The 26,713-nt window shown below is 58.0% G+C and carries 22 protein-coding genes and 1 riboswitch; of the genes, 3 read left to right on the top strand and 19 right to left on the bottom strand.

Annotated features, from left to right (window positions below; genetic code table 11):
- Positions 1 to 27: 27 nt before the first annotated feature.
- Positions 28 to 1,263, bottom strand: a complete 1,236-nt coding sequence (gene pfp / locus VL197_17000; GenBank protein HUJ19688.1) for a diphosphate--fructose-6-phosphate 1-phosphotransferase — start codon at positions 1,261 to 1,263, stop codon at positions 28 to 30.
- Between the two features lie 420 nt (positions 1,264 to 1,683).
- Between pfp and VL197_16995 the strand changes: the two genes are divergently transcribed.
- A complete protein-coding gene (locus VL197_16995; protein ID HUJ19687.1) occupies positions 1,684 to 2,160 on the top strand; it encodes a ferritin family protein in 477 nt (158 codons plus the stop codon).
- Between the two features lie 114 nt (positions 2,161 to 2,274).
- Here VL197_16995 and VL197_16990 read toward each other — a convergent pair whose 3' ends face one another.
- The 10 genes from VL197_16990 to VL197_16945 form a co-directional block, all read right to left on the bottom strand.
- A complete protein-coding gene (locus VL197_16990) occupies positions 2,275 to 3,069 on the bottom strand; it encodes a polysaccharide deacetylase family protein (GenBank protein HUJ19686.1) in 795 nt (264 codons plus the stop codon).
- 93 nt (positions 3,070 to 3,162) lie between these two features.
- Positions 3,163 to 4,170 (bottom strand): ABC transporter ATP-binding protein, encoded by a 1,008-nt coding sequence (locus tag VL197_16985; protein HUJ19685.1) that lies wholly within the window; start codon positions 4,168 to 4,170, stop codon positions 3,163 to 3,165.
- Positions 4,171 to 4,329: 159 nt separating this feature from the next.
- Positions 4,330 to 5,442: an ABC transporter ATP-binding protein gene (locus tag VL197_16980; GenBank protein ID HUJ19684.1), complete on the bottom strand. Its 1,113-nt coding sequence runs from the start codon at positions 5,440 to 5,442 to the stop codon at positions 4,330 to 4,332.
- Positions 5,439 to 6,332, bottom strand: coding sequence for an ABC transporter permease (locus VL197_16975; GenBank protein ID HUJ19683.1), 894 nt, complete (start codon positions 6,330 to 6,332; stop codon positions 5,439 to 5,441). The genes VL197_16980 and VL197_16975 overlap by 4 nt, the downstream gene beginning before the upstream one ends.
- 111 nt (positions 6,333 to 6,443) lie before the next feature.
- The gene (locus VL197_16970; GenBank protein HUJ19682.1) at positions 6,444 to 7,358 is read right to left on the bottom strand and encodes an ABC transporter permease; all 915 of its coding nucleotides are present in this window, start codon (positions 7,356 to 7,358) and stop codon (positions 6,444 to 6,446) included.
- Positions 7,359 to 7,516: 158 nt separating this feature from the next.
- A complete protein-coding gene (locus VL197_16965; GenBank protein ID HUJ19681.1) occupies positions 7,517 to 9,133 on the bottom strand; it encodes an ABC transporter substrate-binding protein in 1,617 nt (538 codons plus the stop codon).
- 312 nt (positions 9,134 to 9,445) lie between these two features.
- Positions 9,446 to 10,930, bottom strand: coding sequence for a tetratricopeptide repeat protein (locus tag VL197_16960; GenBank protein ID HUJ19680.1), 1,485 nt, complete (start codon positions 10,928 to 10,930; stop codon positions 9,446 to 9,448).
- Between the two features lie 167 nt (positions 10,931 to 11,097).
- On the bottom strand, positions 11,098 to 12,378 hold the full coding sequence (locus VL197_16955) for a hypothetical protein (GenBank protein HUJ19679.1): 1,281 nt from the start codon (positions 12,376 to 12,378) through the stop codon (positions 11,098 to 11,100).
- A gap of 97 nt (positions 12,379 to 12,475) precedes the next feature.
- The gene (locus VL197_16950; protein ID HUJ19678.1) at positions 12,476 to 15,046 is read right to left on the bottom strand and encodes a PEGA domain-containing protein; all 2,571 of its coding nucleotides are present in this window, start codon (positions 15,044 to 15,046) and stop codon (positions 12,476 to 12,478) included.
- Positions 15,047 to 15,191: 145 nt separating this feature from the next.
- Complete coding sequence (locus tag VL197_16945; GenBank protein HUJ19677.1) at positions 15,192 to 15,641, bottom strand: hypothetical protein; 450 nt, start codon at positions 15,639 to 15,641, stop codon at positions 15,192 to 15,194.
- A gap of 90 nt (positions 15,642 to 15,731) precedes the next feature.
- Positions 15,732 to 15,837, bottom strand: a riboswitch (cyclic di-GMP riboswitch).
- A gap of 230 nt (positions 15,838 to 16,067) precedes the next feature.
- Between VL197_16945 and VL197_16940 the strand changes: the two genes are divergently transcribed.
- Positions 16,068 to 17,933, top strand: a complete 1,866-nt coding sequence (locus tag VL197_16940; GenBank protein HUJ19676.1) for an ABC-F family ATP-binding cassette domain-containing protein — start codon at positions 16,068 to 16,070, stop codon at positions 17,931 to 17,933.
- 690 nt (positions 17,934 to 18,623) lie between these two features.
- A complete protein-coding gene (locus VL197_16935) occupies positions 18,624 to 20,219 on the top strand; it encodes an NAD(P)/FAD-dependent oxidoreductase (protein HUJ19675.1) in 1,596 nt (531 codons plus the stop codon).
- A 55-nt stretch (positions 20,220 to 20,274) separates the two neighbouring features.
- Here VL197_16935 and VL197_16930 read toward each other — a convergent pair whose 3' ends face one another.
- From VL197_16930 to VL197_16895, 8 genes are all read right to left on the bottom strand, one after another.
- Positions 20,275 to 20,850 carry a TMEM175 family protein gene (locus VL197_16930; protein ID HUJ19674.1) on the bottom strand — a complete coding sequence of 192 codons (576 nt, stop codon included), beginning with the start codon at positions 20,848 to 20,850 and terminating at the stop codon, positions 20,275 to 20,277.
- On the bottom strand, positions 20,847 to 21,542 hold the full coding sequence (locus VL197_16925; GenBank protein HUJ19673.1) for a CDP-diacylglycerol diphosphatase: 696 nt from the start codon (positions 21,540 to 21,542) through the stop codon (positions 20,847 to 20,849). Before VL197_16925 ends, VL197_16930 begins: the two co-directional genes overlap by 4 nt.
- 86 nt (positions 21,543 to 21,628) lie before the next feature.
- Complete coding sequence (locus VL197_16920) at positions 21,629 to 21,991, bottom strand: PilZ domain-containing protein (GenBank protein ID HUJ19672.1); 363 nt, start codon at positions 21,989 to 21,991, stop codon at positions 21,629 to 21,631.
- A 316-nt stretch (positions 21,992 to 22,307) separates the two neighbouring features.
- On the bottom strand, positions 22,308 to 22,988 hold the full coding sequence (locus VL197_16915; GenBank protein ID HUJ19671.1) for a DUF4145 domain-containing protein: 681 nt from the start codon (positions 22,986 to 22,988) through the stop codon (positions 22,308 to 22,310).
- Positions 22,989 to 23,079: 91 nt separating this feature from the next.
- On the bottom strand, positions 23,080 to 23,406 hold the full coding sequence (locus VL197_16910) for a hypothetical protein (protein HUJ19670.1): 327 nt from the start codon (positions 23,404 to 23,406) through the stop codon (positions 23,080 to 23,082).
- A 167-nt stretch (positions 23,407 to 23,573) separates the two neighbouring features.
- Positions 23,574 to 24,332, bottom strand: a complete 759-nt coding sequence (locus tag VL197_16905) for an N-acetylmuramoyl-L-alanine amidase (GenBank protein HUJ19669.1) — start codon at positions 24,330 to 24,332, stop codon at positions 23,574 to 23,576.
- Positions 24,333 to 24,718: 386 nt separating this feature from the next.
- Complete coding sequence (locus VL197_16900) at positions 24,719 to 25,813, bottom strand: glycosyltransferase family 2 protein (protein HUJ19668.1); 1,095 nt, start codon at positions 25,811 to 25,813, stop codon at positions 24,719 to 24,721.
- A gap of 73 nt (positions 25,814 to 25,886) precedes the next feature.
- Positions 25,887 to 26,713 (bottom strand): glycosyltransferase 87 family protein (locus tag VL197_16895; protein HUJ19667.1); only part of this gene is annotated, 827 nt, incomplete at its 5' end.

The raw sequence follows: 26,713 nt of genomic DNA, 5'->3' as shown, positions 1-26,713 counted from the left end.
TCCCTTTTTTATTGTATTAAACCTTCCCTATTCGACGCAGACGCAGAACCGCTTCCTGAAATCCTCCGGCGACAGGTTCGTCGTCGCGGCCAGCTTCTTGAGCGACTCGCCTTCCAGGTCTTCCTTCTCGATCCTGATCATGTAGCGCCGCGCCATCAGGTACTCATCGGCCTTGATGTCCACGGTACGTATGCGGGTCTTGCCCGTCTTGGGATCGAGCAGGTTGGTGAATTTTATGGGCTGGCAATGGCCGTCCTTCAGCATGATCATGGCGCCCGTCCCGCCCTTGGCGAGGAACGTCACGGCGCTGTAACCCAGGTACCGCGTATATTCCCGGTCATAGGAGATCGGCGGCTGACAGCGGAGCTCGTACCCGATGTCCTTGGCAATGATCGTCATCTTGACCCCCAGGGATTCCAGGTCCGCGATCACCTTCTGCTTCAGCATGTCGCCGATCGGGATCTCGGCGAGCCGGATGTTCCCATGGTCGTCGCGGGGCACGTCTTTCAGGAAAGTGAGCTCCTCCGGGTCAAGGCGCGTGGCAACGCCCTCGGCGATCACGACGACCCCGTGGTTCCTGCCGAAAGCCAGGCGCTTGATGATGGCGCCCGAGAGCATGGACACGACCTTGTTCAGCGAGATCTTGTTCCCCAGCTCTTCCGGGATGAGCGTCAGCGTCGCGCCTGCGCCCATGCCCATGCCGAGCGCGAGATGACCGGCGGACCGCCCCATGGCGATCACGAAGTACCAGCGGCCTGCCGTGCGGGCGTCCTCCATGATGTTCTCGACCAGCTGGGTGCCGAGCATGCGCGCCGTCTCGAACCCGAAGGTCGGAACGCCGTGCGGAAGGGGAAGATCGTTGTCGATGGTCTTCGGCACGTGGCAGACCGCGATCTTGCCGCCGGCCTCCTGCTCGACCCTCGTCGAGGTGTAGGCCGTGTCGTCGCCGCCGATCGTAACGAGGTATTTGATGCCGAGGCTGGTCAGCGCTTTCACCACGTTCGCCATCTTTTCGGGGCTCTTGGTCGGATTATCGCGCGAGGTGCCGATGATCGACCCGCCCCGGAGATGGATTCGCGAGATCTCGCCGTTGTCGAGTTTGAGCGTGTGGGTCGTATCGCCTTTGGACAGCCACTTGAACCCGTCATGGATGCCGACGACCTCCATGCCCTGCTTGACGGCCTCGAACGTTACGGCGCTGATCACGCCGTTGATCCCGGGCGCCGGCCCACCACCCACGACGACTGCGAGCTTTTCCCCCATGCGATCCTCCTGGCAGTTGCGATCTTTCGAGGTTCCTCCGCACTGCGATACGCGCCAATGTAACAAAACAGGGCATAATTGTCAACCCCGAACGGGCCCTCGGGATGTGAGCGTCTCGACCATCGGCTCATTGATTCTCCCCGCGTCCGGCAAGAGCAGTTCGTGCCTCCGAAAGGAAGAATTTCCCGATGCTGCTCAGAATGTGCAGGGATCTCAAGAGCTTGCTTCGAGATCCGGTCCAAGCGCCGTTCATCCGTGGTCAAACATAATTTGCACGCTGCGGCCCGTATATAGCTCTTCCCAATCCCCGCCGGCCCGTAAAAAAATCAAGTTGACACCCTCCCGCCGAAACGCTATAGTTTCCCTGTCGCCGCACGGCACGCGAAGGCGGGATTTATTTTCACTCATAAGGGAGAAGCCATGAACAAGTATTCGATCGACGAGGTCCTCGAAATGGCGGTCCAGACGGAAAAGCTCGGGTATCAGTTCTATGTTGGCATGGCCGACAAGTTCAAGCATGATGCGGGTCTGGTCAAGCTCTTCACGACGCTGGCCTCCAAGGAAAAAGTGCACGAGAAGACCTTCAGCAACCTCAAGGACATGGTCGCGAAGAAGGGCACGGAGCCGGTCCAGTGGGAGGACGTGACCACCTACATGCGGGCCTTCGTGGAGTCGGAGTTCTTCCTCGGCAACAGCAAGTCCCTGCCTTCCATGGACCACCTGAGAACCGTGCAGGATGTCGTGAAGTTCGCCCTGGGCTTCGAGAAGGAGACGCTTCTCTATTTCTGGGAGCTCCGGTCCGTCGTGAAGGAGAAAGAGGTCGTCGACGAGGTCATCAACGAGGAAAAGAGCCACATCATGTGGCTGGACGCTTTCAAGAGAGGTTTAAACGCCTAATCGACTCCTAAGCAACCCTGATCGAAGACAAAGGGCATGCCCCAATTGGGCATGCCCTCTTTATTGTTCTGCAGGGCACGGCAAACGTCGCCCCTCCCCGGCAGAGGCCGACCGTCAGAAGTGCGAGGCCGCGCCTGGTTGAGATGCCTTGGCGGCTGCGGTTCGGTCGCCAGTTGTCGTCCGTGAAGACCGAACGATCGCTTCGCCCTTCTGATCTTCCCGCAGGAGTTCTCCCACGGTGACCAGCGTGAAGCCTCTTTTTCGCAGGCCTTCGATCACGTCAGGCAGGACCTCCGCGGTGTGCACGCCGTTCCCGTTCATGTGGAACACGATGATGCTCCCGCCCCGAGCCTCCCGCAGAACCCCGCGTATAATCGCCTTCGGTGACAGGTTCGGGTCGGGGTCGCCCGAAGCGATGTCATACTGGACCGTGACAAGCCCCTCATTCGCCGCAAGCCCCGCCACCCGTTCATCCACCTCTCCGTAGGGCGGCCGGAAATAACGCGGCGTTTTCCCGGTCACCTTCCTGATCTCCGCCTGGGTCGCCTTGAACTCCCGGATGTCCCGTTCATCATCTTTTTCCAGCATATGGGGGTGGTAAAAACTGTGGGCTGCGATCTCGAACTGAATTTGATCAGCGAGGAACTTCGCCTTGCCGGGGTTCTTCTGGACCCACCTGCCGCTCATGAAGAGCGTGGCAGGAACGTGCTCCCGCATCAGGACGTCGATCACCTTTTCATCGTACTCATCGGACCTGCCGGTCGGGCAGGCGTCAAAGGTAAGCGCAACCTTCGTGCAATTCCTCGGACCGTGTTCGATGACAGGGGTTCCGGCCGTTCCGGCAGGCGCGGCGGAACTGCAGAAGAAAACCAGGGGAAGACAGATCAGGATTTCACGGTACCAAGGCATGACCGAATTATAACATCCGTTCTTCATAAATCCAATTCTTTCTGTTGAGCATGGCCGGGGCTCAGGAGATTGCCGGTCGGTTTCAATGGCTGGTCAGAGCGGAAAATGGCATGCCACCAGATGGCCGCCAACGTCCGTCAGTTTCGGTTCCGTAGCAGGGTCGACACAGACCGCAGGCCTGCCCTTGGATTCATAGACCGGGCAGCGCGGCGCGAACCGGCAGCCCGCAACCGGACGCTCGAAGTCGAACACGCCCCATGCGCCCACGGGGACATTCGCCGAAGCATGCGACGACTCCCTGCTCTGCTTTTCGACCAGGGATGACCAGAGAATGTTCGTGTAGGGATGGCTCGCTTTGTTCGCGATCCGGCCCGACAGCCCCATCTCCACGATCTTGCCGAGATACATCACGGCGACCTTATGACTGATGAGCTCCACCACACGCAGATCGTGGGAGATGAAAAGGTAGGAAAGGCCGAGCCGCTTCTGCAGATCACGCATGAGGTTCACGACCTGCGCCTGGATGGAAACGTCGAGGGCGCTGGTAGGCTCGTCGGCAACGATGAACCGGGCGCCGACCGACAGGACGCGGGCGATGCCCACGCGCCGCTTCTCCCCCCCGGAAAGCTCGTGGGGAAAGTTGGAAAGCTTGCTCTTTTTCAGATTAACCTGCTCGAGCAGTCCGGCGATGCGCTTGCCGACCTCTGCGTCACTGACGCGGTCATGCACCGTGATCGCTTCCTGCAGGATATCGCGGATCCGCATCTGGGGATTGAGGGCGGCGTCCAGGTCCTGGAAGATCATCTGCATCTGGCCCCGGAGCTGCCGCAGTTCCTCGGGCGGCATCGCGATGATGTCCTTCCCGTCAAAGAGGACCTTGCCCGAGGTAGCCGGCGTGAGCCGCAGGATGGTCCTGCCGATGGTCGTCTTGCCGCAGCCCGACTCGCCCACGAGCCCGACGGTCTCATGCTCCTTCAGATAAAAGCTCACCCCGTCCACGGCAGGGATGGACCGCTGCTTTTCCTTGAACGCGGAAAAGAGGCTCTTCCGGTCCGTGAAGTGCTTTTTCAGGTCTATGACTTCGAGGATCGTTTTCGGCATACATGACTCTTGGAACCACAGGTTAACACAGGTGAACACCGGTAAAGAAAAAATCCTCTTTCGTACACTCCGCTTCAGATTTCATCCGTGTTCATCTGCCTGCCCCCGCGTTTTCGCAAGAGCAGGGGGCGTTCATCTGTGGTGAATAAATTCTTTTTCTTAATCAAAATACAACCAGCACCGTACTTTGTGCCCGGGCCCGACATCCCGCAAATCAGGTTCCTGCCTTTGGCACTTTTCACGGATCTTGTCCGTCGTGCGGCCGCACCGACCGTAGAACCTGCACCCCGCCGGAATATTGATCGTATCCAGCACGTCTCCCTCGATCGCCTGCAAATACGCCTTCTCTTTGATGTTCCGGTCGCTGGGAATGGATGCGAGCAGCGCGCTCGTGTAGGGATGCTTCGAGGTGAACCCTTCGGACAGGATCTCCTTTGCCGGACCGTACTCGAACACGGTGCCCCCGTACATCACCACGATGCTGTCAGACAGCCGCGAGATGATGCCGATGTCATGGCTGATGAGCATGGTCGTGATGCCCAGCTCGGACCTGAGCTCGGCAAGGAGGTCCACGATCTTCGACTGGATTGTGGCGTCCAGTCCTGTCGTGGGTTCATCAGCGATCAGGAGCGACGGCTCGCAGGCGAGCGCCATGGCGATCATGGCGCGCTGGCACATGCCGCCCGAGAGGCCGTAGGGATGGTTGTCGAACCTGAGCCGCGGAGAATCGATCTTTACCCGGTCGAGCCAGTACAACGCGCGGTCCCTGGTTTCCTTTTCGTTCTTGATGGCGGTATGGAGCCGGATCGCCTCGGTGATCTGTTTTCCCACGGGCGTGAAGGGATTGAGCGATGATTTCGGGTTCTGGAAGATCATTGCGATCTCTTTACCGCGGATATTGCTCATCACGCGCTCAGAGCTCCGGTCCCACGCCGCCACGTCCTTTCTCACGTACATGATCTTGCCGTCCTTCTTCGTGAGCGTTACGTAGTCGCTGAGGTCCTGGAGCAGGTTCTTCTGAACGCGGTCGGTCTTGAACCCGATCTTGCCGCTGATCACGCCCGGACCGCCGCTGATGAGGCCCATGACCGAAAGGGCCGTGACGCTCTTGCCGCTGCCGCTCTCGCCCACGATGCCGAGCGTCTCGCCCCTGGCGATCTCGAGGCTCACACCGTCGACGGACCGGATGAAGGCCTGCTTGCTTCGCGAGTAGAAGTAGGTCCTGAGGTCTCCTATCTGAAGGAGCGGCGCTGTCGTCACCTGCCCGGTCATTTGCCTCTCCTGCCTTCAAGGATATTGTTCAGCCCGTCGCCGAGCAAATGGAAGCCGAGAATGGTGAACAGGATGGCGAGCGAAGGCGCGGTGGAGGGCCAGAACTTGCCCTGCATGAAGTAGTTGGCCCCCGCCTGCACCATGTTGCCCCAAGACGGGGTCGGTTCCTGCACGCCGAACCCGAGATAGCTGAGACTCGTTTCCATCAGGATGGCTTCCGCCATGCCGAGCGTCGCCTGGATGATCAGGAGCGAACGGCAGTTGTGCCAGAGGATATGCTTCAAGACGATCGTTCGCGTTGGGAGGCCCAGGGCCGTATCGGCTTCGATGAAGTTCTTCTGCTTCAGGAACTGGATCTTGCCCTTGATATGCGACACGACGACCGGTACGTTCGTGAGCCCCACCACGAGCATGATGTAATAGATGTCGGGCTTGAAGGCCGCGATCACGAGCAGGATCAGCACGAGGCGCGGGAAGGAATCGACGAGGTTCGCGAAATAGGTGATGGCCGTGTCGGACCTGCCGCCCCGGTATCCGGCAAGAACACCGAGCACGGTGCCGAAGAAGAGCGCGATGAACACGGCAAGGAGTCCCGGCAGGAAGTAGGCCTGGATGCCGACGATGAGCCGTGAGAGCATGTCCCTGCCCATGAAATCCGTGCCCAGGACGTGGCCGGGAGTCCCCGGCCCTGCCATCATCAGTTCGAGGTCGATGTCATCGGGATTATGCGGCAGAAGGTGGATCGAGCCGAGGAGATAGGATAGCACGACGATCGTCACGATCAGGAGCCCGTAACCCACATAGGCAAGGTCGATGGGGTCCGCCTTCTTCCAAGACGGCAGGTCTGAGAGTTCGCTGATCTCGCCGGCTATTTGAGAATAGGATTTCATAAAGCTACTCTAACCACGGATGAACACGGTTAAAAGCAAAATGCTTTCACCGCAAAGGCGACTTCGCGGTTCCCAGTCTTGAGTTTGTTTCTTTTAACTCCGGAGTCCGATCTATTCCTTTGAGGCTCTCGGGTTCACCGCCACATACACAACGCTCTGGAACAGGCTTCCCATCCGCACGAGGACCGCAGCAAGGATCGCCACGCCCATGATCACCGGGTAGTCCCGGTCCTGGGCAGCCTGCCACGCCATCTTGCCCATGCCCGGCCAGTTGAACACCTGCTCGACGATGACGGCGCCGCCGAGGATGAAGGGGATCTTGGAGGCGATGATCTCCGTCACCGGGATGAGGAACCCTTCCTTGAAGGAGTGCTTCCAGACCGAGGCCCCCTTGGCGCGGGCCGTCCGGATATAGTCATCGGCCATGACCCTGCCCATCTCGTTCCGGAGGTAGCGGATCACCTCGCTGATCGTGCCGTTGCCGATGCCGAGCACGAAGATCGGCAGGAGCGCATAGAGCCAGCCGAACTTCTGCGCGCTCGTAGAGTACCCGAAGGCCATGGGGAAAATGCCGAGTTTGTGAGTGAAGAAATAGATGACGATATAGCCGAGCCAGAACACGGGAAGGGCCGATATGATGTAGGAGAACATGGTGAGCGGCCAGGATATCCTGTCCGTTCCGCGCACCGCCGAGTAGAGCGCGATCGGGACCGCGATCAGGAGCGTGATGAACAGCGAGCCGATCGTGAGTATGAGCGTGTTCAGCCCCATGCGCAGTACCTCTTTCAGGACCGGAAGCCCGGTCCGGATCGAGGTGCCGAAGTTCCCCTGCAGCATGCCGGTGAGCCAGGACAGATACTGCACGTACCAGGACTTGGGAACCCCGAGCGCCTCGCGCAGCCCGGCCCGCGCATCGGCCGAAGAGACCTGGCCCTCGAGCAGGACGCTGAAGGGGTCTCCCGGCGAGAGGTAGAGTATGATGAAGACCACGAAGCTCACCCCGAGCAGCAAGAGTGCCGTGATCATCAACTCCCTGGACAGCACCAGGGCTATGGGGCGGATGGCGGAAAGCTTCAAAATAATTTAATGCATTCGGCCACAGAGGTCACCGAGGACCCAGAGTAAAACCTCAATGTCATAAACTCTGTGATCTTTGTGGCAAGAGCCTTGTGCTGGTTTAGGACTTATTTTTGATCTTTTTCTTCCATGAACCACTCATCGGCATAGGAGAAGAACTTGTACGGATGGATGGCCACGCGCCGCACCTTCTTGTGATAGCCCGCGTAGTTCGTGAGCGTCCAGAGGAAGGTGTAGGGGTTCTCCTCGGCGAGGATGGCGTGGAGCTTGCGATTGATGGTCCTCCGCTTCTCGTGGTCGAGGGTCAGCTTGCTCTCGTTGATCAGGCCGTCCACTTCCGGATTGGAGTATCCGCCGAAGTTGTTCTTCCAGGCCCCGATCTCGCCGGAATGGAACAGGGAGGAGATGTCGGCCGAATCGTCGAACACCCAGGACGCGAAGATGACGTCGAAGTCATGCTCGAGGAACACGTCTTCCTTCCAGGCCTGCCATTCCTTGAATTCGACCTTGATGTCGACGCCGATGTTCTTGAGGTAGTTCTTGAACGCCAGCACCACGCGCTTCACGGCTTCGCTCTCCTTCTCGATGGGCACCTTGAGCGAAAGCTCGAGCTTCTTGCCGTCCTTCTGCATGAAGCCGTCCGACCCGCGGGCAAAGCCGGCCTCCTGCAGGAGCGCGATCGCCCTCTGCGGATCAAAGGGAATGGGCTGCACGTCCAGGTTGTAGGCCCAGCTGCCGGGCGCAAAGGGGCCTGAAATAATGGTCCCCTGGCCGTTGAAGAAGGAGTCGAGCATCTCCTGCCGGTTCACGGCATAGGTGAAGGCCTGCCTGACGCGCTTGTCGGCAAGGAGCGGATTCCGGACATTGTACCCGAAGAACGAATAGGACAGCGCGTTGTACGGCTGGAGGATGAAGCGCTTGTCGCCCTGGATCTCGGGAATGTCGCGGGGGTTCACGAGCACGATCATGTCGATGGCGTTGAACATGAGCGCCTGGGTCATGATGTTCTGGTCGGCAAAGGGCTTGGCCACGAACCTGTCGATGTGCGGCCTGCCCTTGAAATAGTTGTCGTTCGCAACAAGGACGATCTCCCGTTCGGCGGTGATGTTCTTCAGCATGTAGGGCCCGGTTCCGATGGGGTTCTGCACGAAGGCGTCGTCCCGGGTGAGATAGTTCGGGTTGCTCGGTCCGTGCTTCGGGATGATCTTGAAGCTGAACTTGGCAAGGGCGTTCAGGATGGGCCGCTTCAGGGTGAACTTGACGGTATAGTCGTCGATCTTTTCGACCGAATCGATGAACTCGTAGCGCACCTTGAGGGGGGTGATGGTCCGCGGATGCATCATGATCTTGTACGTGAAGATCACGTCGTCGGCGGTGAAAGGCTTGGGCTGTTCGCCTTCGCGGGGATGCCAGGTCACGTCCCGGCGAAGGTGGAAGGTATAGGTCCGGCCGTCGGGGGAGCGGTCCCACTTTTCGGCCAGTTCGGGCACGATCTCCTGTTTCTCGTTGATCCCCACGAGGCCGTTGAAGATGAGCTCGGTCAGCCGCAGCGAGATCATCTCGTTGCTCGTGATCGGGTCGAGCGTGGCCGGCCTCCCGTATTCACCGTAGCTGAGCGACCCGCCGTTCGGCCTGCCGTCCTTCTTGGGCTCGGCAAGCGCGGGAAACGACACTGCGCAGGCCATGAAAACCAGCGACAGCAGAACAAGTGCAAGCTTTTTCATAGGATCCTCCTCAAATGATCGCGGGTAATGTCAAACTTTGACCACAGATACCACAGAGAACAAATTGCATTAAGAGCATAAATGCGTTTTCGAGGGTTCCTCCCCCCTCGGTGACCTCTTTGTAGCCCTCTTGATTCTTCTTTCTTCCCTGTTCTTGGGCGCGAGTGCACAGAGAATCTTGACAAAAAAATCAGCTTCTCGGCGTTTAGGTTTCCCCGAGCGTTTCCTCTGCGCCCCCTGCGGTTTCGTACGTGCCTCTCCGTCTTCAGAGAACTTTTGACAATACATGATCGAGGACCGCAACGTTGGTCTTTAATTGATCTTCACGTCACCGGCGCTCTTATGCTCCGTCGCATAGATGCCCTGGAGCGCCTCCTGAACCTGGCGGACCTCGGGGAACTGCTTGCTCATCTCGAAATAGATCTCGAGGGCTTCCGCAAATTTCTTGGTCCGGTAATAGACGTCGGCAAGGGCCACGAGCATCACCGGATCGTTCGACTCGATCTTGTTCTTATTCGCCTTGTCCCTTCCCGCTTCGAGGCAGGAAAGGGCCTTGGCATAGTCCTTCTTGCCCTCGTAATACCTGCCCAGAGCGATATTGAGATTGGCGTACCGCTTCCCCTCCCCGGCATCAGCCGAGGCCGATGCCTTCTGGGCGACCCTGGGACATTCGATGCGCAGCCGGCCGCAGGAGAACAGGATCTCCGCGAGCAGATCGGGGTCCTCGGGCGTTTTTTTGGAGAGCTCGTCCCAGGTCCCGATCGCCTCGAAGTGTTTCCCTTTCTGGTACTGGTTCGCCGCCTGCCGCGCCGTGGCCTTATCGCGGTATTGCTGCGGCACGCCCGAGGAAGCGATAACGGAAGCCGTTGCCTTGATGGACTGGTCGAGGCTGCCCGCAAGAGCGTATGCCTCGCCGAGATAGAAGTTGGCCGTCTCCCGGAGCTTGACGTCCTCTGCTGCTTTTTCAAGAGCGGCGATCGCAGCCTGCGAGTAGAGCTGCGACAGGCCGCCCAGGAGCGAGACGTCGTAGAACGTGATGACCTTGGTCTGGCTCATCGACTCCCGGTGCGAGAATGTCTTGAGGTCGGCCCTGCGGGCGTTATCGAGCCCCTTTTCAATGAGGCCGGCCGACACGTACGCTGAAATGAGGTTCTTCACCTGGCGCAGGGAGGGGGCTGCTCCTGTTTTCTTCAGGTCCGCCAGGCTTTCATCGGCCAGCGCAGCAGGCTTCCTGTCCCTGAACCCTGCCTTGCTGTAGGCATTGGCCAGGGCGGCCTTGATCTCCGGATCGTTCCGGTCCAGCCCGTTCCAGACCTCATCCGCTTTCTCGATGTTCTTCTGGAGCGCGTAGCAGAGCCCGATCGCAGCCTTGGCCACGGCCCTTGAGCGGCTGTCCACGCTTTCGTCGGCAGCGAACCGCTCGAGATGCTTCAGCGCCTGATCGGGCTTGCCCGCTTCCAGGAGCGTCTCGCCCAGGTACAGATCGACGAAGCGGCTCCGGCTCTTTCCCTGCGCCGCCGCGAGCTTCTGGAGGTAGTCCTGGTGAACGGTCAGCGATTCCTGATAGAGGGCGCGGTGCAGCTCGGCGTTCTTCAGGTATATCATGCCGAGCGTCAGGTGCGCGGCCGACTGCCTGCCTGGATCGATCGAAGGAAGGTCCGACCGGAGCAGCGTTGTCGCTTCGACGTAGTGCCGTTTTTCATAGAGCCTCATCGCCTTCGCGACGGCGTCGTCGGCCGCATGGACGGCCGGCGCGAAGACAGAGAAAAGAATGAAAAGAACAATGACAGACCTCATAGTTACTCCTGGAGAACTCACTCCCGGCAACCCGCAGCAATGCCTGCACCACGAAGGCCGCGAAGACTGCCGAGATCCCTTTGACATTGTCATACGACGTTCGCCTCGCTCCGAGCCTTCGCGCCCGACCTGTTCTTCGCGGTAGCGGCGGGTTCCGATTTTTCCCCTTACTGTTTCAGCTTCATGATATAGATCTGGTCCCACTGGTTGACCTGAGCCCGGAAGGCGATGGTGCCGTCGCTGGAGCAGGCAACATCATGGTTCATCCTGGTATCGGTCCTGATGCCGATGTTCGTCCGCTGAGCGACATCAACGATGTAGATCGGGTTGTATTCCACGCGGTCATTCTTCACGTAAACCAGCCGCGCGCTGTCCGGCATCCATGCCGGACCGGTCTCGATGTCCGGGATCACATCCGTAGCAACAACCTTGGCAGCGAGGCCGTCGCCTTCCTTGGGGTCGGACCCGTCCGCGGCGATCACGACCAGGGACCAGAGCTTCGGGTCGTTGGCCGCGTTGTAGTTGGAGTAAAAGGCGATCTTCTTCCCGTCGGGGGACCAGACCGGCCGCAGGTCGTCGGCGGGCCACGTCGTGAGCGCATTCTGCGATTGCGACGGCCGTCCGGGTTCGGCGATCACCAGGATATCGTGGTTCTCGTTGCTGCCGTGCATGACCGCGATCCTCTTTCCATCCGGCGACCACTGCGGATAGAGGTATGCCTTGCCTCCCCGGGTAACGCGCGTGAGCGACGTGGTGGACAGGTCCATGATATAGACATCGCCGTTGCCGGTGCGGCCCGACACGAACACGATCTGATCGGCCACGGGCGACCAGTGGGCCTGGCCGTCCTTCTCCTTGTGGTCCGTCAGCCGGACCGCGGTCCGGCCCAGCTCCTGGAGGTAGAGGTCATAGTTGCCCTCCCCTCCGTTGCTCATGAACACGAAGCGGTCCCTGCCGGGGGACCAGGTGATGCCGGCATTATAGCTCACGTCCTCGAACAGCCCGGGAAAGAAGAACTTGGAGTCCTTGTCCGCCGACAGCTGGAAGTACACGGTGTCCACGGGCGTCCCGTCGGCATACATGATGTTGATCTCTTTTTTCTCGCCCATGCTGCGTTCAAAGGCGATGAACGTCCCCCCGGGCGTCCATTGGGGATTCGCATCGTTCCGTCCCGGCTCGATCCTGGTGAGGGGCCGGACAAAGGCCGGTTCGATCGTCTCCGGTTTCTTCTCGGTCACCGTCGCCGTGGGGGCCGTCGACAGGTCAACAGGAGCCGTCGACGTGACGCCGGTGACGGCCTCACCGAGCGTCCTCGTTTGCGCTGCCGACCCGCTTTCGCGGGTGTTGGCCGGGGGGGAAAGGACTTCGCCGGCAAGCCCCGTCTTCGCCAGGGAAATGACGAACAACGCGGCAAACCCCAAGGAACGATGGCCGGTCCAGCACTTCACGATGGTTCTCCTCCACCCGATTGATGCGGATCGATGGGCGCCCCCTTGTTGTCCGGGTGGACGCTCATGCGATGCTGTCAATGCGACCCTCAGCGTTCTACAGGTTCCTTATCTGGTCCCAGTACTTCTGGGCGGCCGCGCGGGTCTCTTCGAAAGCACTGTTCCCCTCGAGGCTCTTCGGGAAGAAGTCGAAATACTCCCGCCACGCCACGTTCGCGTCGTTCAGGATCGTGCTCTTCTTCGTCACGAGATAGAGCTTGTGGTACGAGAGCGCCGTATAGTAATAGGTGTCGTGCACGGCTTCGTCGTAATGCAGGTTCGGGAAGAAGCGCGTGTTCTGCTTCGCCTTTTTGAGGTTCTCGATCGCCTTCGCGAAGCTCTGCGCCGCGGCGTCCCGGTCCTTCTGGACGAGCGCGTTGCCCCTCTCATAGTAGGCGTGCCCGAGGTTCGTGAATGCCACCGCGTACTGCTTGTACACGAGCTGCTGGTTCTCCGGGAGCGACAGCACGTTCTCGAACTCGCGGATGGCGGAGTCATAGTCGCCCTTGTCGTCGAGGTAGGTCTGCGCGAGGCGGTTATGCGCTTCGGAATAGTCGGGGTGCCCCTTCTCGGCGCTCTTGTATGCGCGGATGGCACCGTCGATGTCGTTCTGCTGCAGCGCCCGTTCGCCTATCTTGAGGTAGTCCTTGTACAGGATGACCTTCGCGCTTCCGGTCCGGTCCTCCGTCTTCCTGGCGAACTCCATCACCTCTTCCCAGTCGCGGTAGTCCCCGCCGACCGAGACCTTCACGGTATGGAACCCGAGGTTGACCAGCTTGCCGTCGAGGATCGGGGTCCTCCCGATCTTCTCGCCGTCCACGAATACATCGGCGGAGGAGGGCTCGGACTCGATCCTGAACACCGAGTTGTTGACGTTCAGGACGAACTCCTTCTGTTCCCTGGCCTTCTCCACCCTCACCTTGTCGCTCACCTGCTGGTAGCCGTGCTTGTACAGCACGAGGGTGAAGTTCTTGCCGATGCGCACGGGCACCTCGGCCTTGCCGTCTGCGCCTGTGCTGCCGGCCCACTCATCGTTCACGTAGATGTTCACGCCTCCGAGCGGCGCGACATCGGGCGGAACGCCGCCCTTGGCGGAAAGGACGAAATAGTTCCTGGCGGCCTCTTCCTCGCCCTCGCGGTAGATATGCCGCACCACGCGGTCTCCGACGGTGATCTTCTCGCCCTTTTTCAGGTCCTCCACCTCGGCCCAGGAGCCGTTTTCCTCCGACTTCTTGACCTTGAGCTTGCCGGTCTCGCGGTACCCGGAGACCCTGCCGGCCTCATCGAGGCGCGGGGTCATGAGCGCGAACTCCGTGCCGCGGCTGATCTTGAACGTCTTTCCGATGTTCACCCGGTACCGGTCGCCATCGCTGCCGATCACCGTGCCCTCGAAGGGGAATTTCTCGAGCACCGCCGCCGTGATCTCCTTCGCGGCGCTCTTGATGTCGCTCGCGCTCCGGGCGCGGGAGAGCTGGCTCAGGATAAGCCTGCCCCCGGAGGTATAGAACTTGGTCTCGATCAAAAGGCCCTTGTCGTCCTTCGCGACGCTGCCGAGGATGATCATGTCCACGGTCCTTCGCAGCGGCGTCTCGCGCCATCCCTTCGCGGTGATCTTTTCAATGTTGAGCTTCGCAGCCTTCATGTCCGCCTGGAGGGCCTTGGTCGGCACCTGCACGAAACAGGCATTGTTGAAGAGCTGGGCGGCCACCGCGGTTTCGGCCTGGCTCGCGACCTCTTTCATGTCCTCGTTCGGCGTATTGCCGATGAAACGGTAGATGCCGGCGCGGATCGGCTTCGGCGTAGAGGGATAGAAGTAGCGCTGGATATCGACCTCGCCCTCGAGCATGACCGAGGCCTTCCACTGCGGGGGGATGTAGCCGCTGGCTGCAAGTGTGATCTGGGCCTTTTTGCCCGGCTCGCCGTCGTAGCTGTACGTGGCCACGCCCTTGGCGTCGGTCTTGCCGATCTGCTTGTTGTTGAGGGTCATTGTCACGCCCGGGATGCCGCTCGCCTGGCCGTACTCCTCGACAAGGGCCGTCACGGTCAGCAGCACCCGCTTGGAGATCGCGGCCTCGATGCGCTGGGCCGGCTCGAGATCTCCGGTCTTTCGCCAGACGCCATAGCCGGACTTCTTAACCGCGAGGTCGGCTCCGCCCTTGGGGAGCTCCTTGTACTCGTACACGAACTCGCCCTTGGCGTCCGTCTTGCCCACTTCCTTGCCTCCGGCCAGGACCGCGGCCTCGGCCACGGGACCGCCCTTGTCCGTGACGTGGATCGTGACGTACCGCGATGCGGGAAGGACCGCGTCAAAGGAGTAGGTGTCGGGAGCGCCGGACTTGGGCAGCTTCATCAGGAAGGTCGTCTTCCAGGGCGTGATCCGGTACCCGGGAACGTCGGCGGACACCGTTACGTCCACTTCGGCTCCCGGCTTCTTTTTGATCACCTTCGAAAAATCGCCGTTGGCGTCCGTCAAGCCCTGATCCTCGTTGTCCACGACGACCTTGGCCCGGGATGCGGGCTTGTTGTCCATGGTGGCTTTTATCTTGAGCTCGAGCTTCTCCCCTGCGCATCCGAACACGAGCAGCGATGCAGACAGGATCAGAACCGTCCGTAGAATTGACTTCGTCATGGAATGCCTCCTTAAAAATGGAACTGCTGCAGCCACAGAGGTCGCCGAGGCCTTGGAGAAGATCAGCCTTCCAGTCTTCGCCCGGCCTTCTCTGCCTTCCCTGTGGTGAATCTCACGGTTACGCTGGGCCTTGGGTCGTCGAGCGTCACATCGTCGGAGGCTGGATGTTGACCTCGCCGGGGTTCACGATCTTGTCCTCGTCGGACTTCGATCCCTCGATGCTCTTGCGCTTGCCCTCGGGGATCCTCTTGAGTTTGAACTCCACCTTGTGCCCGCCGAACTTGGTCACCTCGACGGTCTGGGTGTCGGTCATATACCCGATCCTGCTCGCTTCGACCTTGTAGATACCGGGAATCAGGTAGTCCTTCAGGGACTCGAACTTGCCTTCAACGTCCACGTTCACGGCCTGGGATGCCTTCTCCAGGGTCGTCGTGGTGTTGATCATGTTCACCACCGTGCCCTGCGGGCTCTCCGTGGCAGGCGGAATCGGCTGCAGGTTCGTGTCCAGCAGATGAACCGTTCCATATATTTTCGGCGAACAGGCCCCGAGCCCGAGCGCCAAAACAGCGATCAATAGAAACTTTGCACGATCCATATCCCATCTCCTCCTGGCCTGAATTAACTTCGCGCAGCTCCGACCATACCCGATTCAAAACAAAAAAGCCGCCAAAGAATATACGTATCCTTTGGCGGCTCGACTAGCATATACGACAGCACCGTGGCGGCGTGCTGTCGTACTTAGCTTCGCGGCTCTGCGCCCCGCGGTTTCCCGCGGTTTGCTCTGAGCAAAGTCCCTGTACTGCTGTAGTACCCAGTAAGTAGCACAAACTTTAGCATTTAGAACTGACATTGTCAAGAGCCGGCAGCTGATTCGGGGAATTCCGGAATGTATTGATTTTCCAGCGCTCCGAACGCAAGACATCGAAAATTTCCTTTAAAAAACATTTGCCATATATCGGGGTCTTGTGTAATATAACGTTTTGTTTCAGTCTATATATACTACGGTTGTTGAAGGAAAAATATGCTTCAAGTCACAAATATCGAAAAATCCTACGGCAAGCAGCTCCTGTTCGACGGCGTCGGTTTCACCGTCAATTCCCGCGAAAGGGTCGGGCTCGTGGGCAGGAACGGCCATGGCAAGTCAACGCTTTTCCGCATGATCCTGGGCGAAGAGCACCAGGACGCAGGCACGATCACCATGCCCTCGGGCTATACCGTGGGCCATCTCTCCCAGCACATCCATTTCACCGAGGACACGGTGCTCGCGGAAGCCTGCCTGGCGCTCCCGGTGAACGAGGACCACATCGACGAGACGTACAAGGCCGAGGCTATCCTGCACGGCCTCGGGTTCACGAACGACGACTTCGACAGGCACCCCTCGTCGCTCTCGGGCGGGTACCAGGTGCGTCTGAACCTCGCCAAGGTGCTCGTGTCCGAGCCGAACCTCCTGCTCCTGGACGAGCCCACGAACTACCTGGACATCGTTTCGGTCCGCTGGCTCACCCAGTTCCTGCGCGCCTGGCGGAACGAGATGATCATCATCACCCACGACCGCGAGTTCATGGACAGCGTCACGACCCATACCATGATCATCCACCGCTACAAGATGCGGAAGGTGGCGGGCGGCACGCAGAAGCTCTACGACCAGATCCTGATGGAAGAGGAGATCTACGAGAAGACGCGCCAGAACGACGAGAAGAAGCGCAAGGAGGTCGAGCAGTTCATCAACCGCTTCCGCGCCCAGGCGACCAAGGCCAGCGCGGTCCAGTCGCGCATCAAGGCGCTCGCCCGGCATGAGCAGCTCGACAAGCTCGAGGAGATCAGATCGCTCGATTTCAAGTTCCGGTCCGCGCCCTTCGAGGCGAAGTGGCTCATGACCGTGGAGGACCTCTCCTTCGGGTTCTCGCCGGACGGGCCCCCGCTGATCGACGGGCTCTCGTTCGCCGTCGGGAAAAAGGACCGCATCGCCGTGATCGGAAAGAACGGCAAGGGCAAGACCACGCTCCTGAACCTCCTCGCCCGCGAGATGTCGCCCACGGGCGGCGAGGTGAAGCTCCACCCGAACACCCGGATCGCCTACTTCGGCCAGACGAACATCAACCGGCTCAGGCCGGACAAGACGGCGCTCCAGGAGATCATGGACGCACACCCCGATTACGCCCAGGGCGAGTCCCGCGCCATCTGCGGCCTCATGATGTTCGAGGGCGACAACGCGCTCAAGAAGGTGAGCGTGCTCTCGGGCGGCGAGAAGAGCCGCGTGCTCCTCGGCAAGCTGCTGGTCTCCCCGGCGAACCTGCTCATGCTCGACGAGCCCACGAACCACCTCGACATGGAGTCCATCGATTCGCTGATCGAGGCCATCGAGGCCTTCGACGGAGCGGTCATCATCGTGACCCACAGCGAACTGATCCTCGAGGCCGTGGCGACCAAGCTGATCGTCTACGACAACGACTCCGTTTCGGTATTCGAAGGGACCTACCTTGACTTCCTCGAGCGCGTGGGATGGAGCGACGAGGGCGGCGTGCGTACGAAGAAGGGAAAGAAGCAGGACGGGGACAGGAACGGCAACAGGAAGGACGCGAAGAAGCTCCGCACCGGCATCGTGTCCGACAGGTCCCGGGTCCTCGGCGCTCTCAAGAAGAAGATCGCCGACCTCGAGGAAGAGATCACGAAGCTGGAGTATGATGTCGAGCAGGACACCCAGAAGCTCCTTGAGGTGTCGATCAAGGGCAAGGCCCTGGACATCAAGCGGCTGTCGCAGGCAATCCGCGACAACAAGACAAGGATCGATGCGCGCTTTGCCGAGCTCCAGGCCGTTACGAACGAGCATGACGCGAAGGCAAAGGAGTTCGATCAGCAGCTCGCCGGGCTCGCGGAGATATCGTAAAAAGTATTCTTAAGCACAGATGAACGCTGGTGAGTACCGATCGAAGAAAATATCGTTGGATCATCTCCATAACGAGTGAACGACAGAAGTCGATTGCCGTGAACCGGCGGAAAGGACCATAGGCTAAAGACAGGATCATCCCCCAGGGAAGTTCAAGATGCTTTTCTTTATTCTGCACCCCGGTTCACAGGTCCGCGCAGGCACGCGCCTCTAGTCACCTTTCTTGCGTGCCCAAGAAAGGTGACCCCAAGAAGGGCACCCGGCGACCATTCTCGTCCGTCATGCTCGGTCGTCCTCGGTACATTTCGGAAACAGCCTGCATTCGCGTAAACACGCATAAACGCTGGCCGCTGGCTCGCCAACCTGCGGGCTCAGACAGTCCGAAATGCTTCACCCTCGGATTCGGTCGCATGCCGGGAATGGCCGCATGGGTCTCCCGCAGGTGCAGTCGTTCTGTCCTTGCCCAAACCCCGCATATCCCCGGAGCGGTCCTACACCCCGCACTGAGAAAGAGGAAAGTGCCAACCCAAACGGGAGAAGACCCCAAATCTTTTGAACACGGGAAAACACAGCTAGAAGAAGCTTCTCTTTTTGCCCGCAGTATGATACCATCAACCCGCTATCCTCTTTGAGACAGTTCAGAGAACCTATCCTAGTTCACCCTCCGTCCGCATCAGGCAGGGAGCGTTCATGACGAGCACGTCACCAGAGCCGATGCCTTCCGCATGCGATGTCGTCGTTATCGGCGCCGGCATCGCGGGCCTTACCGCCTCCGCTCTCCTGGCAAAATCCGGCCTCAAGGTGGCGCTGGTCGAGGAGCAGCCGCAGCCCGGCGGGTACCTCGTGAGCTTCCGGCGGAAGGGGTATGTCTTCGACAGCTCCATCCAGTGGCTCAACCAGTGCAATGCGCGCGGCCTGGTCAACAGGGTGTTTCGGCATATCGCGCCGGATTTCCCCGTCTGCAGGAACATGAAGCGCATCCACCGGTACAAGGGCAAATCCTTTGATTACGTCCTGACCAGCGAGCCGGAAAAACTGCGCGACCAGCTGATCAGGGACCACCCCGAAGACAGGCAGGGCATAGTCCGCTTCTTCGAGGACTGCAGGCGGATCGGCATGCACTTTGACAAGCTGAACCTGTGCATGCGGGTCATCGAGACCATGACCCTTCAGGAAAAGCTGCGGTTCGGATTAAAGATGACCCGATGGACCGCGCCGGTATGGAAGTATTTCAGGATGCCTGCGGAAGAGGGCGTGAACCTGTATTTCCGTACGGAGGGAATGAAGAAGCTGTTTTGCAGCGAAGAAAAGTTCATGAGCATGATCATGCCGGTCTGCTGGGCCTATACGGGAGACATCCAGTCGCCGCCAGACGGCGGGACGGGTGTATTTGCGGACTGGCTGTGCAGGCAGATAGAGGCAGCGTCATCCCGCGTGATCCTGAACTCGGCTGTTGAGAAGATACTCCTGGAAAACGGACGGGCTGCGGGAGTCCGTCTTTCCAACGGCCACCGGATCTCATCGCAATACGTCATCGCGACCTGCGACCTTCAGCATCTGTACGAGAACATGCTTCCCGCGGGCGTTGTGCCGGACCGGCTGATGCGTGATGTCCGGAAGGCCGACCTCTACCCCTCCGGGGTTAACATATTCCTCGGCCTGGATTGCGACATTGCCGGCCTGGGCCTCCATGAGGAACTGACCTGCATTACCGAGGAATGCGCCAACAGAACGGACCATTCGGGAAAGGACCCTCACAAGATATCTCTCATCGTGCAGGCGCCTTCCGTGCGGGACCCTTCCCTGGCGCCGCAGGGAAAATCCACGCTGACCATCCACACTGCCGCCTGGATGGACTATGAAGACAACTGGAAAACGGATGAGGGCCTGGGGCGCGGGAAAGCATACCGGGAATTCAAAGAACAGTACGCCCAGGTCCTGATCAGCCGCGTGGAAAAAGCCATGGGTGTGGACCTCCGGAAGCACATAGAGGTCATGGAAGTGGCCACCCCGGTCACCTACTGGAGATATTCAAGGAACCGCGGGGGCACCACCATGGGACAGAAGCCGACCATGAAGAACATAACCAGCAGGGTCGCCCATTACCACACCCCGGTCAAGAACCTCTTGCTGGGAGGGCACTGGGCGGAGTACGGCGGCGGCGTGCCGATCGCGGTGAAGGCGGCTGCCAATGCGAGTTTGCTGATCTTGCAGGAAATGAAGAAGAAGGAATTTCATGAACTGCGGGATGTCCTGGACGGAAAAACGATAATGACATCGGATTGACGCATCGCCATACTCCGCTTTTTCCGTCAACACAAGCACGACAGGAAGACCCGCATCATTCTGACAGCGTCTTCTCAATGCGGCGGTCGGGAATGAGCCACATCACTGCCACGAGTGTATACAACCCGATGGCGATCCATGGGCTCACAAAGGCAAGTGGGATCGCCGAGAGATAGATGAAGATCGATACCTTTTCCTTGAATTCCCTGCCAAGCGCCGTGGCAAGCACGGATTCCCTCCCGTGGAGAGAAATGAGAGCGCGGGTCAGGATGAAATAAGCGATCGCCGCGCACAGGAGCACCACGCCGTAGCACGCCACCGGCAGCGTGGCGAAATGGTTCTCGCCGACCCAGCCGGTGACAAAGGGGAACAACGACAGCCAGAACAGCAGATGCAGGTTTGCCCACAGGACGCGGCCATTCACGTGCTTGATCGCCTGGAGCAGGTGATGGTGGTTGTTCCAGTAGATCCCGAGATACACGAAGCTGAGCACATAGCTCAGGAACACCGGGGCCAGCGGGACCAGCGCAGCCAGGCCGGTTTCGCGCGGCACCCTCAATTCGAGAACCATGATCGTGATCAGGATGGCGATCACGCCATCGCTGAACGCTTCCATTCTTCCCTTGCTCATCGGCACTCCCCCTGGGTGAATGCCTTCTCAGGGCTTTTCTCCCCGACCAGCACGATAAAATCGCCTTCCGCCTGTTTCGTCACGAGCACGCCGTAATCCTTCAGACCCAAAAGCGCAGCTTTCTTCGCTGCCGCACTCCAGATGTCGCCAAACGAACTTACGCGTGCGGACCTGGAATCATCGAAGCGTCCGCGGGCATCAGGTTGCAGACGCACGATGTGCACGTGGAGCTGGTCCTGGCCGCGCGTGCTCGCCGGGTTGACCGCTAGCGCGATTTCGGCCTCATTGCTGATGCGCTTCTTTGCCGCGGCCCAGGCAAAGCTCCAGATGTTGTCAGGCCGGTTCGGGTCTTCGATGCCGATGACCCGCGTGCGCGGAATGGCAAGACCGTGCACGAATCCTGCTTCGCAGCCGCACATCTTCCTGTCCCGGATCGCGACGTAGTCAGTCGTTTCTTCCCAGACTTCCGTTGTCTCCTTGCACGCGCGCCCCTGGCCGCAGGGGCTGTCGACCCTGGGAGCAGAACAATTGTCGCAGTAATGGGGAGCGTGGAGGTCGGTGCAGGTTGATACGATGTTCCAGAGCGCATCCCGGGATTCTGCTGCTCCGGCGCTTGCCAGGACGGAGCTGATGACGAAGAGCAGGACGCACAGGAGGATCAGTCGGGCATGGCGGGAAGAAAAGACGCGCAAGATGTCTCCTAATAAGTCTGTGCTAGTTAACGATTCGGGTCACGCGCTGTTTATGATGCCTCGCCGTCGACCCGCTCGCTATTCCTTCACGATGTGCCCTGCCGGGTGACAATCATATCGAACAGCTTTTCGAAAGCGTCGAACCACTTGTCCTGCGAGATTGCGTGGATGGAGGCGCCGGTGATGAAGGTGCCCCTGTTCTCGTAGCAATATCTCACCTCGATCCCGAACGTGATCTCCCGGGGAGTGGCCGTGTTGACCCTCAGGGAGCATTCGGTGCGGTCGCACACAGTAAACTGCCGGGAGCATTCGAACAGGATGCCGTTCCGGCTGAAGTTGGCGATAACCGCTGGTACCAATTCCTGTCCCCGCGTCACCGTGAACGTGAGGTACTTCCGGCACGGATCTGGAATTGCATGCCGCTGCTCTTTCCGATTGTCGATCTTCATGAGTCCAGCCGCACCGGGGAACGCTGATGTGCCTGATGCGTCCTCTCCTCTCAATGAGCTCTTTTGTGCGAACATGGGCGTGAGAACTTTTTTGGGGACGTTGCTTGTTTCCGTGTTTATATCATCTATTATTATCAAGAAAAAGAAATAAATTAGAAACAACGGCCCCCTTGCACACTCCCCATTTTATCATCATCGAGAAAACGATGAGTTCACACGCCGCGAAGCGGTCGGCGTGGAAACGCATCGTTATCATTTGTCTTAGCATCAGCTTCTTTCACACAAACGCATAGTAGCCGTGCTATCCGGAGCGGCCTTAGGCTGGTTTTGGTTTGTCCATTTTCTTGAGATAATTTTCGGTTTTGATTTTCTGAACGATCCAGTATTTGGTCAATTCGATCAATTCTTTTAGGTCCTTCATGTCCATATCTTCCCACTTTCTGACATAATGGGTCTCGTCATTTCCGAGCCAAGTCGCTTTTTCAGCACAGGCCTTTATAGTGTCATCGGCTATATATCGTTCGATTACCGGCTTGAGCATCAATTTCTTGATTGCGTCAGCGTCGGACTCGTTCTTACTGATACAATAATCCTTGACCAGAAATTCCAAGGCTTTTCTATAGCCACAGCCGGCTACCTGCTGATATCCTCTCTTTTCAGCAAAGAATGCCTGTTCGTAGATTTCACAGAAAGTCGCGGATAGATTAAATACCTCATTTTCAAATTCAAGTTCTTCGAAATTTCGAGGCCTCAGATTGCGTAATTCGTATGTACTGCTAGAAAATCCTTTGAGATAATAGGCGATGAAATAGCTTAAGCAATCATGATTCGGGCATCCAAATATAATCTGGAAGCGATCGTACGTCTGCTTGAATGCGGTTATGTAATTAGGCGTCTGGTGCTGATTGCATATCGGGCAGAAATCCGGGTACTTGTCTATCTCTATCGATTCCCTTCTCCCATCCAATGTACCGATATCATTAATCCTTCTCGTCACAACAACACCTCCGCTGCCAATAAGATACCAGATAACCCGCGGGTGAGACGCGCGTCTTTTGCGAGTCGGACTCGACCCGGTGGTTGGATCCTTAGGGTGCATCAATTTCTTTATGCACCAAAACAGCAATGAGACGGTCGTTCTCATCAAATACCCAAGTAGCGAACACATAGGTGATCATCGGGAGACCAGGAATAGACGTCCAGTACCACCCAATTTCGATCGGACCTATCGATTTATTTCCGACTGCAACAGTATAACCCCGTGACCCACGATCATATCCAGGCCGCTGAAGCAGCATGATATTTTCTTTGCTCCATTTCGTCCGAAGGTCGTTCACCACCTGATCCGCTTTAGAACCTAATGGTGTTTTCTTGATAAGACTCTGTCGAATATCACCTTCGGTACGGACTCTCATAGACGGATTAATCCACCATCCAATGCAGACCAGGAGAATGAAGATTACCGTGTATCGCTTTACTTTCTTACGCGTTATTATAAGTTAGTCCAACGAGCGCGTGAGAGGCGCGTTTCCGCGACCCTCACGACGCGAGTTAATTTATGATTCATCAATACAGCATATCTTTATTGAGTTGGAGATGGGGCACGTTCGTCAGAATATTCTTTTACCGAAGCTGCAATAACAGCCACAACTTGGTCCTGTGTCTCAGTGTTAAGTATATACGGTGTCTTATGGGATGGATTCGATATGCCGAAGTCGACAATCACTGTTGGCATATCTGTGTTTAATAAAATGTAATCATAGAGCGGTTGTATTTTAATACAACCAACATTTTGATTGGTTTGTAATTTTGTTTCTAATTTCAATGCAAGGTTGATGCTTTCTTCTATTTTGTCATCAACCTGCATACTTTTAAGAATTTCATTGAGATCACTATTGCGTTCGTTTAACTTCTTTGTCTCAATGTTCTGAACCGGTTTTCTTTCTTTTGGCAGGGTGGTTGTAAAAAGCCGTATACAGTCTTTCTTGTGGTTGCTGATTCTTATCGCTAAATATATATCTGTCCCCTTCGCTTTGGATCGAAATGTTCTCGTTTCGAGAGGAACATGTTGATCCCCCTCACGTGAAAGATAGACAGTAAAGCCGGCTTCTGTAAGTCGGGCTTGAAGTTTTTGCGCGACAAGCAATGTTATATTCTTGCCATATGTATTCTTCGCCAATTTCGGCCCGCGTTCTTTGCCGCCATATGCTGGGTCAATGTAGATTGTCTTTATTTTGAGGCCGAGTTTACGCGATAAGCTCACCTCCGCGAAGGAATTGTCGGCACTAAAGAAAATAGCACAAGAAAGCAATAAAATGTTCGCAGCTAATTTTCGATTCATGATCATATTGTGAAGGTTAACCAGATATTATCTAAACGGACCTCATTATATACATATAGGATCATCTATCGGCATATGGATTCATCTACCGGTAGATAACACTCTTACATATACAAGTAGATCATTTCGATTTCGCGCAGGCATCTACGTTTTATCTACATATATATGGTTTTTCAGGGGCGAGCCGACGATATTGCCGCATTTCACGAACAGAGCTTCTTCTCAGGCTCCCACCGTCCGCCCGCTGCCCTGGCTTGCGACCGCAGGAATTGTTCCCCGAGACATCCGCCTGCCCGCTCCGAACATTCATACTTTCAATGCAGCATCGAGTATATAACAATCCGGGGCGCTGATAAAGGACAAAAGCGGGCTCGTGCTGCCGGATTCTACTCTTTGAACGTCCAGTAGGAATTCAGGAAATAATTGATGAGCGTTGCGGGGATGATGCCGGCGGCCTGGTGGACCTGGGGGATGCCGTTGGGATTGAGCATGCTTAAGATGAGGAAGGTCGTGTAGCTGACACCGAGAGCTACGAAGGAGATGATATTGAACTTGAGGCCCCGGATATGGATCTTGTCGTTCATGTCCCGTTCCGAGAAGGTCCAGAAGTTATTGAGCAGGAAATTGGTGATGATCGAGAACTCGATCGCGATGGGCGAGGCGATGTATTTGTTCAGCCCCGCGTTCATCAGCATGGTGAACGAGACGAGGTTCACGACCACGCCGGTCGCTCCCACAGCGGCGAATTTCAGGAAGGTCTTGCTCCGCTCGAACCGGATCCACCACGCGTTCAGCATGAACTCGACGATGTCGCTCATGCCGAGCTTCGTCTCTCCCCGCTTCCGGTCAACGAACTCGACCGGGACCTCTTTGACCTTCGCGTGGTTCAGGAGCGCTTCATGCAAAAGCGATATCTGGAACGCGTAACCCTTGACCCTGAGGGTATCGGGATCGATCTTTTCGATGGTCGAAGCGCGGATCGCCCGGAACCCCGCCGTGCAGTCCCGGACGCTGTACATCCCTGCAACGTACCGGGCGAACACGTTCCCCCATTTGGAGTTCATCCTGCGCAGAAAGCTCCAGTCGCCGGGGATCCTCCCTCCCGGAACGTACCTGCTCCCGATCACGAAGTCCGCGCCGGCATCGAGCGCTTCGATCAGGCGGGGAACATCCTCGGGCTTGTGAGAGAAGTCCGCGTCCATCTCCATCACGGCGTCGGCCTTCAGCTCGTTGACCGCGTGCTTCATGCCGCGGATATAAGCAGCGCCCAGACCCTGCTTTCTGCCGGTGATGAGGAAGATGTTCGATGCCTTCTTCGCTTCCAGCCGGACAACATCGGCGGTCCCGTCAGGAGAGTTATCATCAACGACCAGGATGCTCATGTCGTGAGGGAGCTTCCTGAACTGCTCCTGGAGCGCTCCGATCATGAGCGCGATGTTCTCTTTTTCGTTATAGGTCGGAAGAATGACGACGATCTTCATGAATCACCTGTAGGGGCAACCCTAGTAGTTGCCCTTTGATTGCCCCTTTTGCGGGCCGCCACAAGGACCGCCCCTACGAATGAACAATCTTGTTCTGAACGGTAAAGAGCTTTACGATCACATACACGGCCAGGCACACGGCCACGAGCGGCGAGAGCCAGATCAGCTCCGCATGGGGCGCGAGCAGCCGCTCGATCGGACGGCTGGCAACAAGGGCAAGCGCCATGACACCGAGCAGGATGGCTTCACCGCTCCTCCCCTCGATCTTTACAGCGCGCGCGAGGAACAGGGCAAGAACCGGACTGAGCATTGCGTAGGTGTTGTTCTCGGTGCGCGGGCTGAACAGCATCACGTACAGGGCTGCGAGGGAGAACAGGAAGATGGCCGAGGTTGCTGCATCGTGCCGCCGCCTGCTCACGAAGCAGAGCACGAGCGTACCCAGGGCCCCTGCGAGGCGCATCAGGGTCTGCAGTTTCTCCGGCACATCGATGCCCGTGACGGCCCGAAGCGCGGTGAACGGCGACGTCCAGCCGTGCGCGGCAACGCCGACGTGCGCCGAGATCGCCATGTTCTGGAGGCACGTGACGTACTGCTCAACGACATAGCCGGGACGCTGCGTCAGGAACGGAAAGAGCGCGAGCAGGACCATGCCGAGCAACGCGCGCCAGGTCATGGGGCGGTCGATCGCGGCGATCAGGAGCACCAGCACGATCGCCAGCGGTTTGATCGCTACTGCCAGGGCAAGCCAGAGCGTTGCCCTCCACCAGCGCGAACGGCTGACGTCAACCACGGCCATCAGCATCACTGCCGTCATCAGGAGCGTCGCTTGGCCGTTCCGGGCGCAGTCCCATACGATCGGGATCACGACGAGGGTCATCAAGGGAAAGAGGTTTTTCCCCG

The sequence above is a fragment of the Nitrospirota bacterium genome, from assembly GCA_035516965.1.
GTDB lineage: Bacteria > Nitrospirota > UBA9217 > UBA9217 > UBA9217 > MHEA01.
The sequence above is the reverse complement of the archived record's forward strand: the minus strand, read 5'-3'. Positions and strand labels throughout refer to the sequence as shown.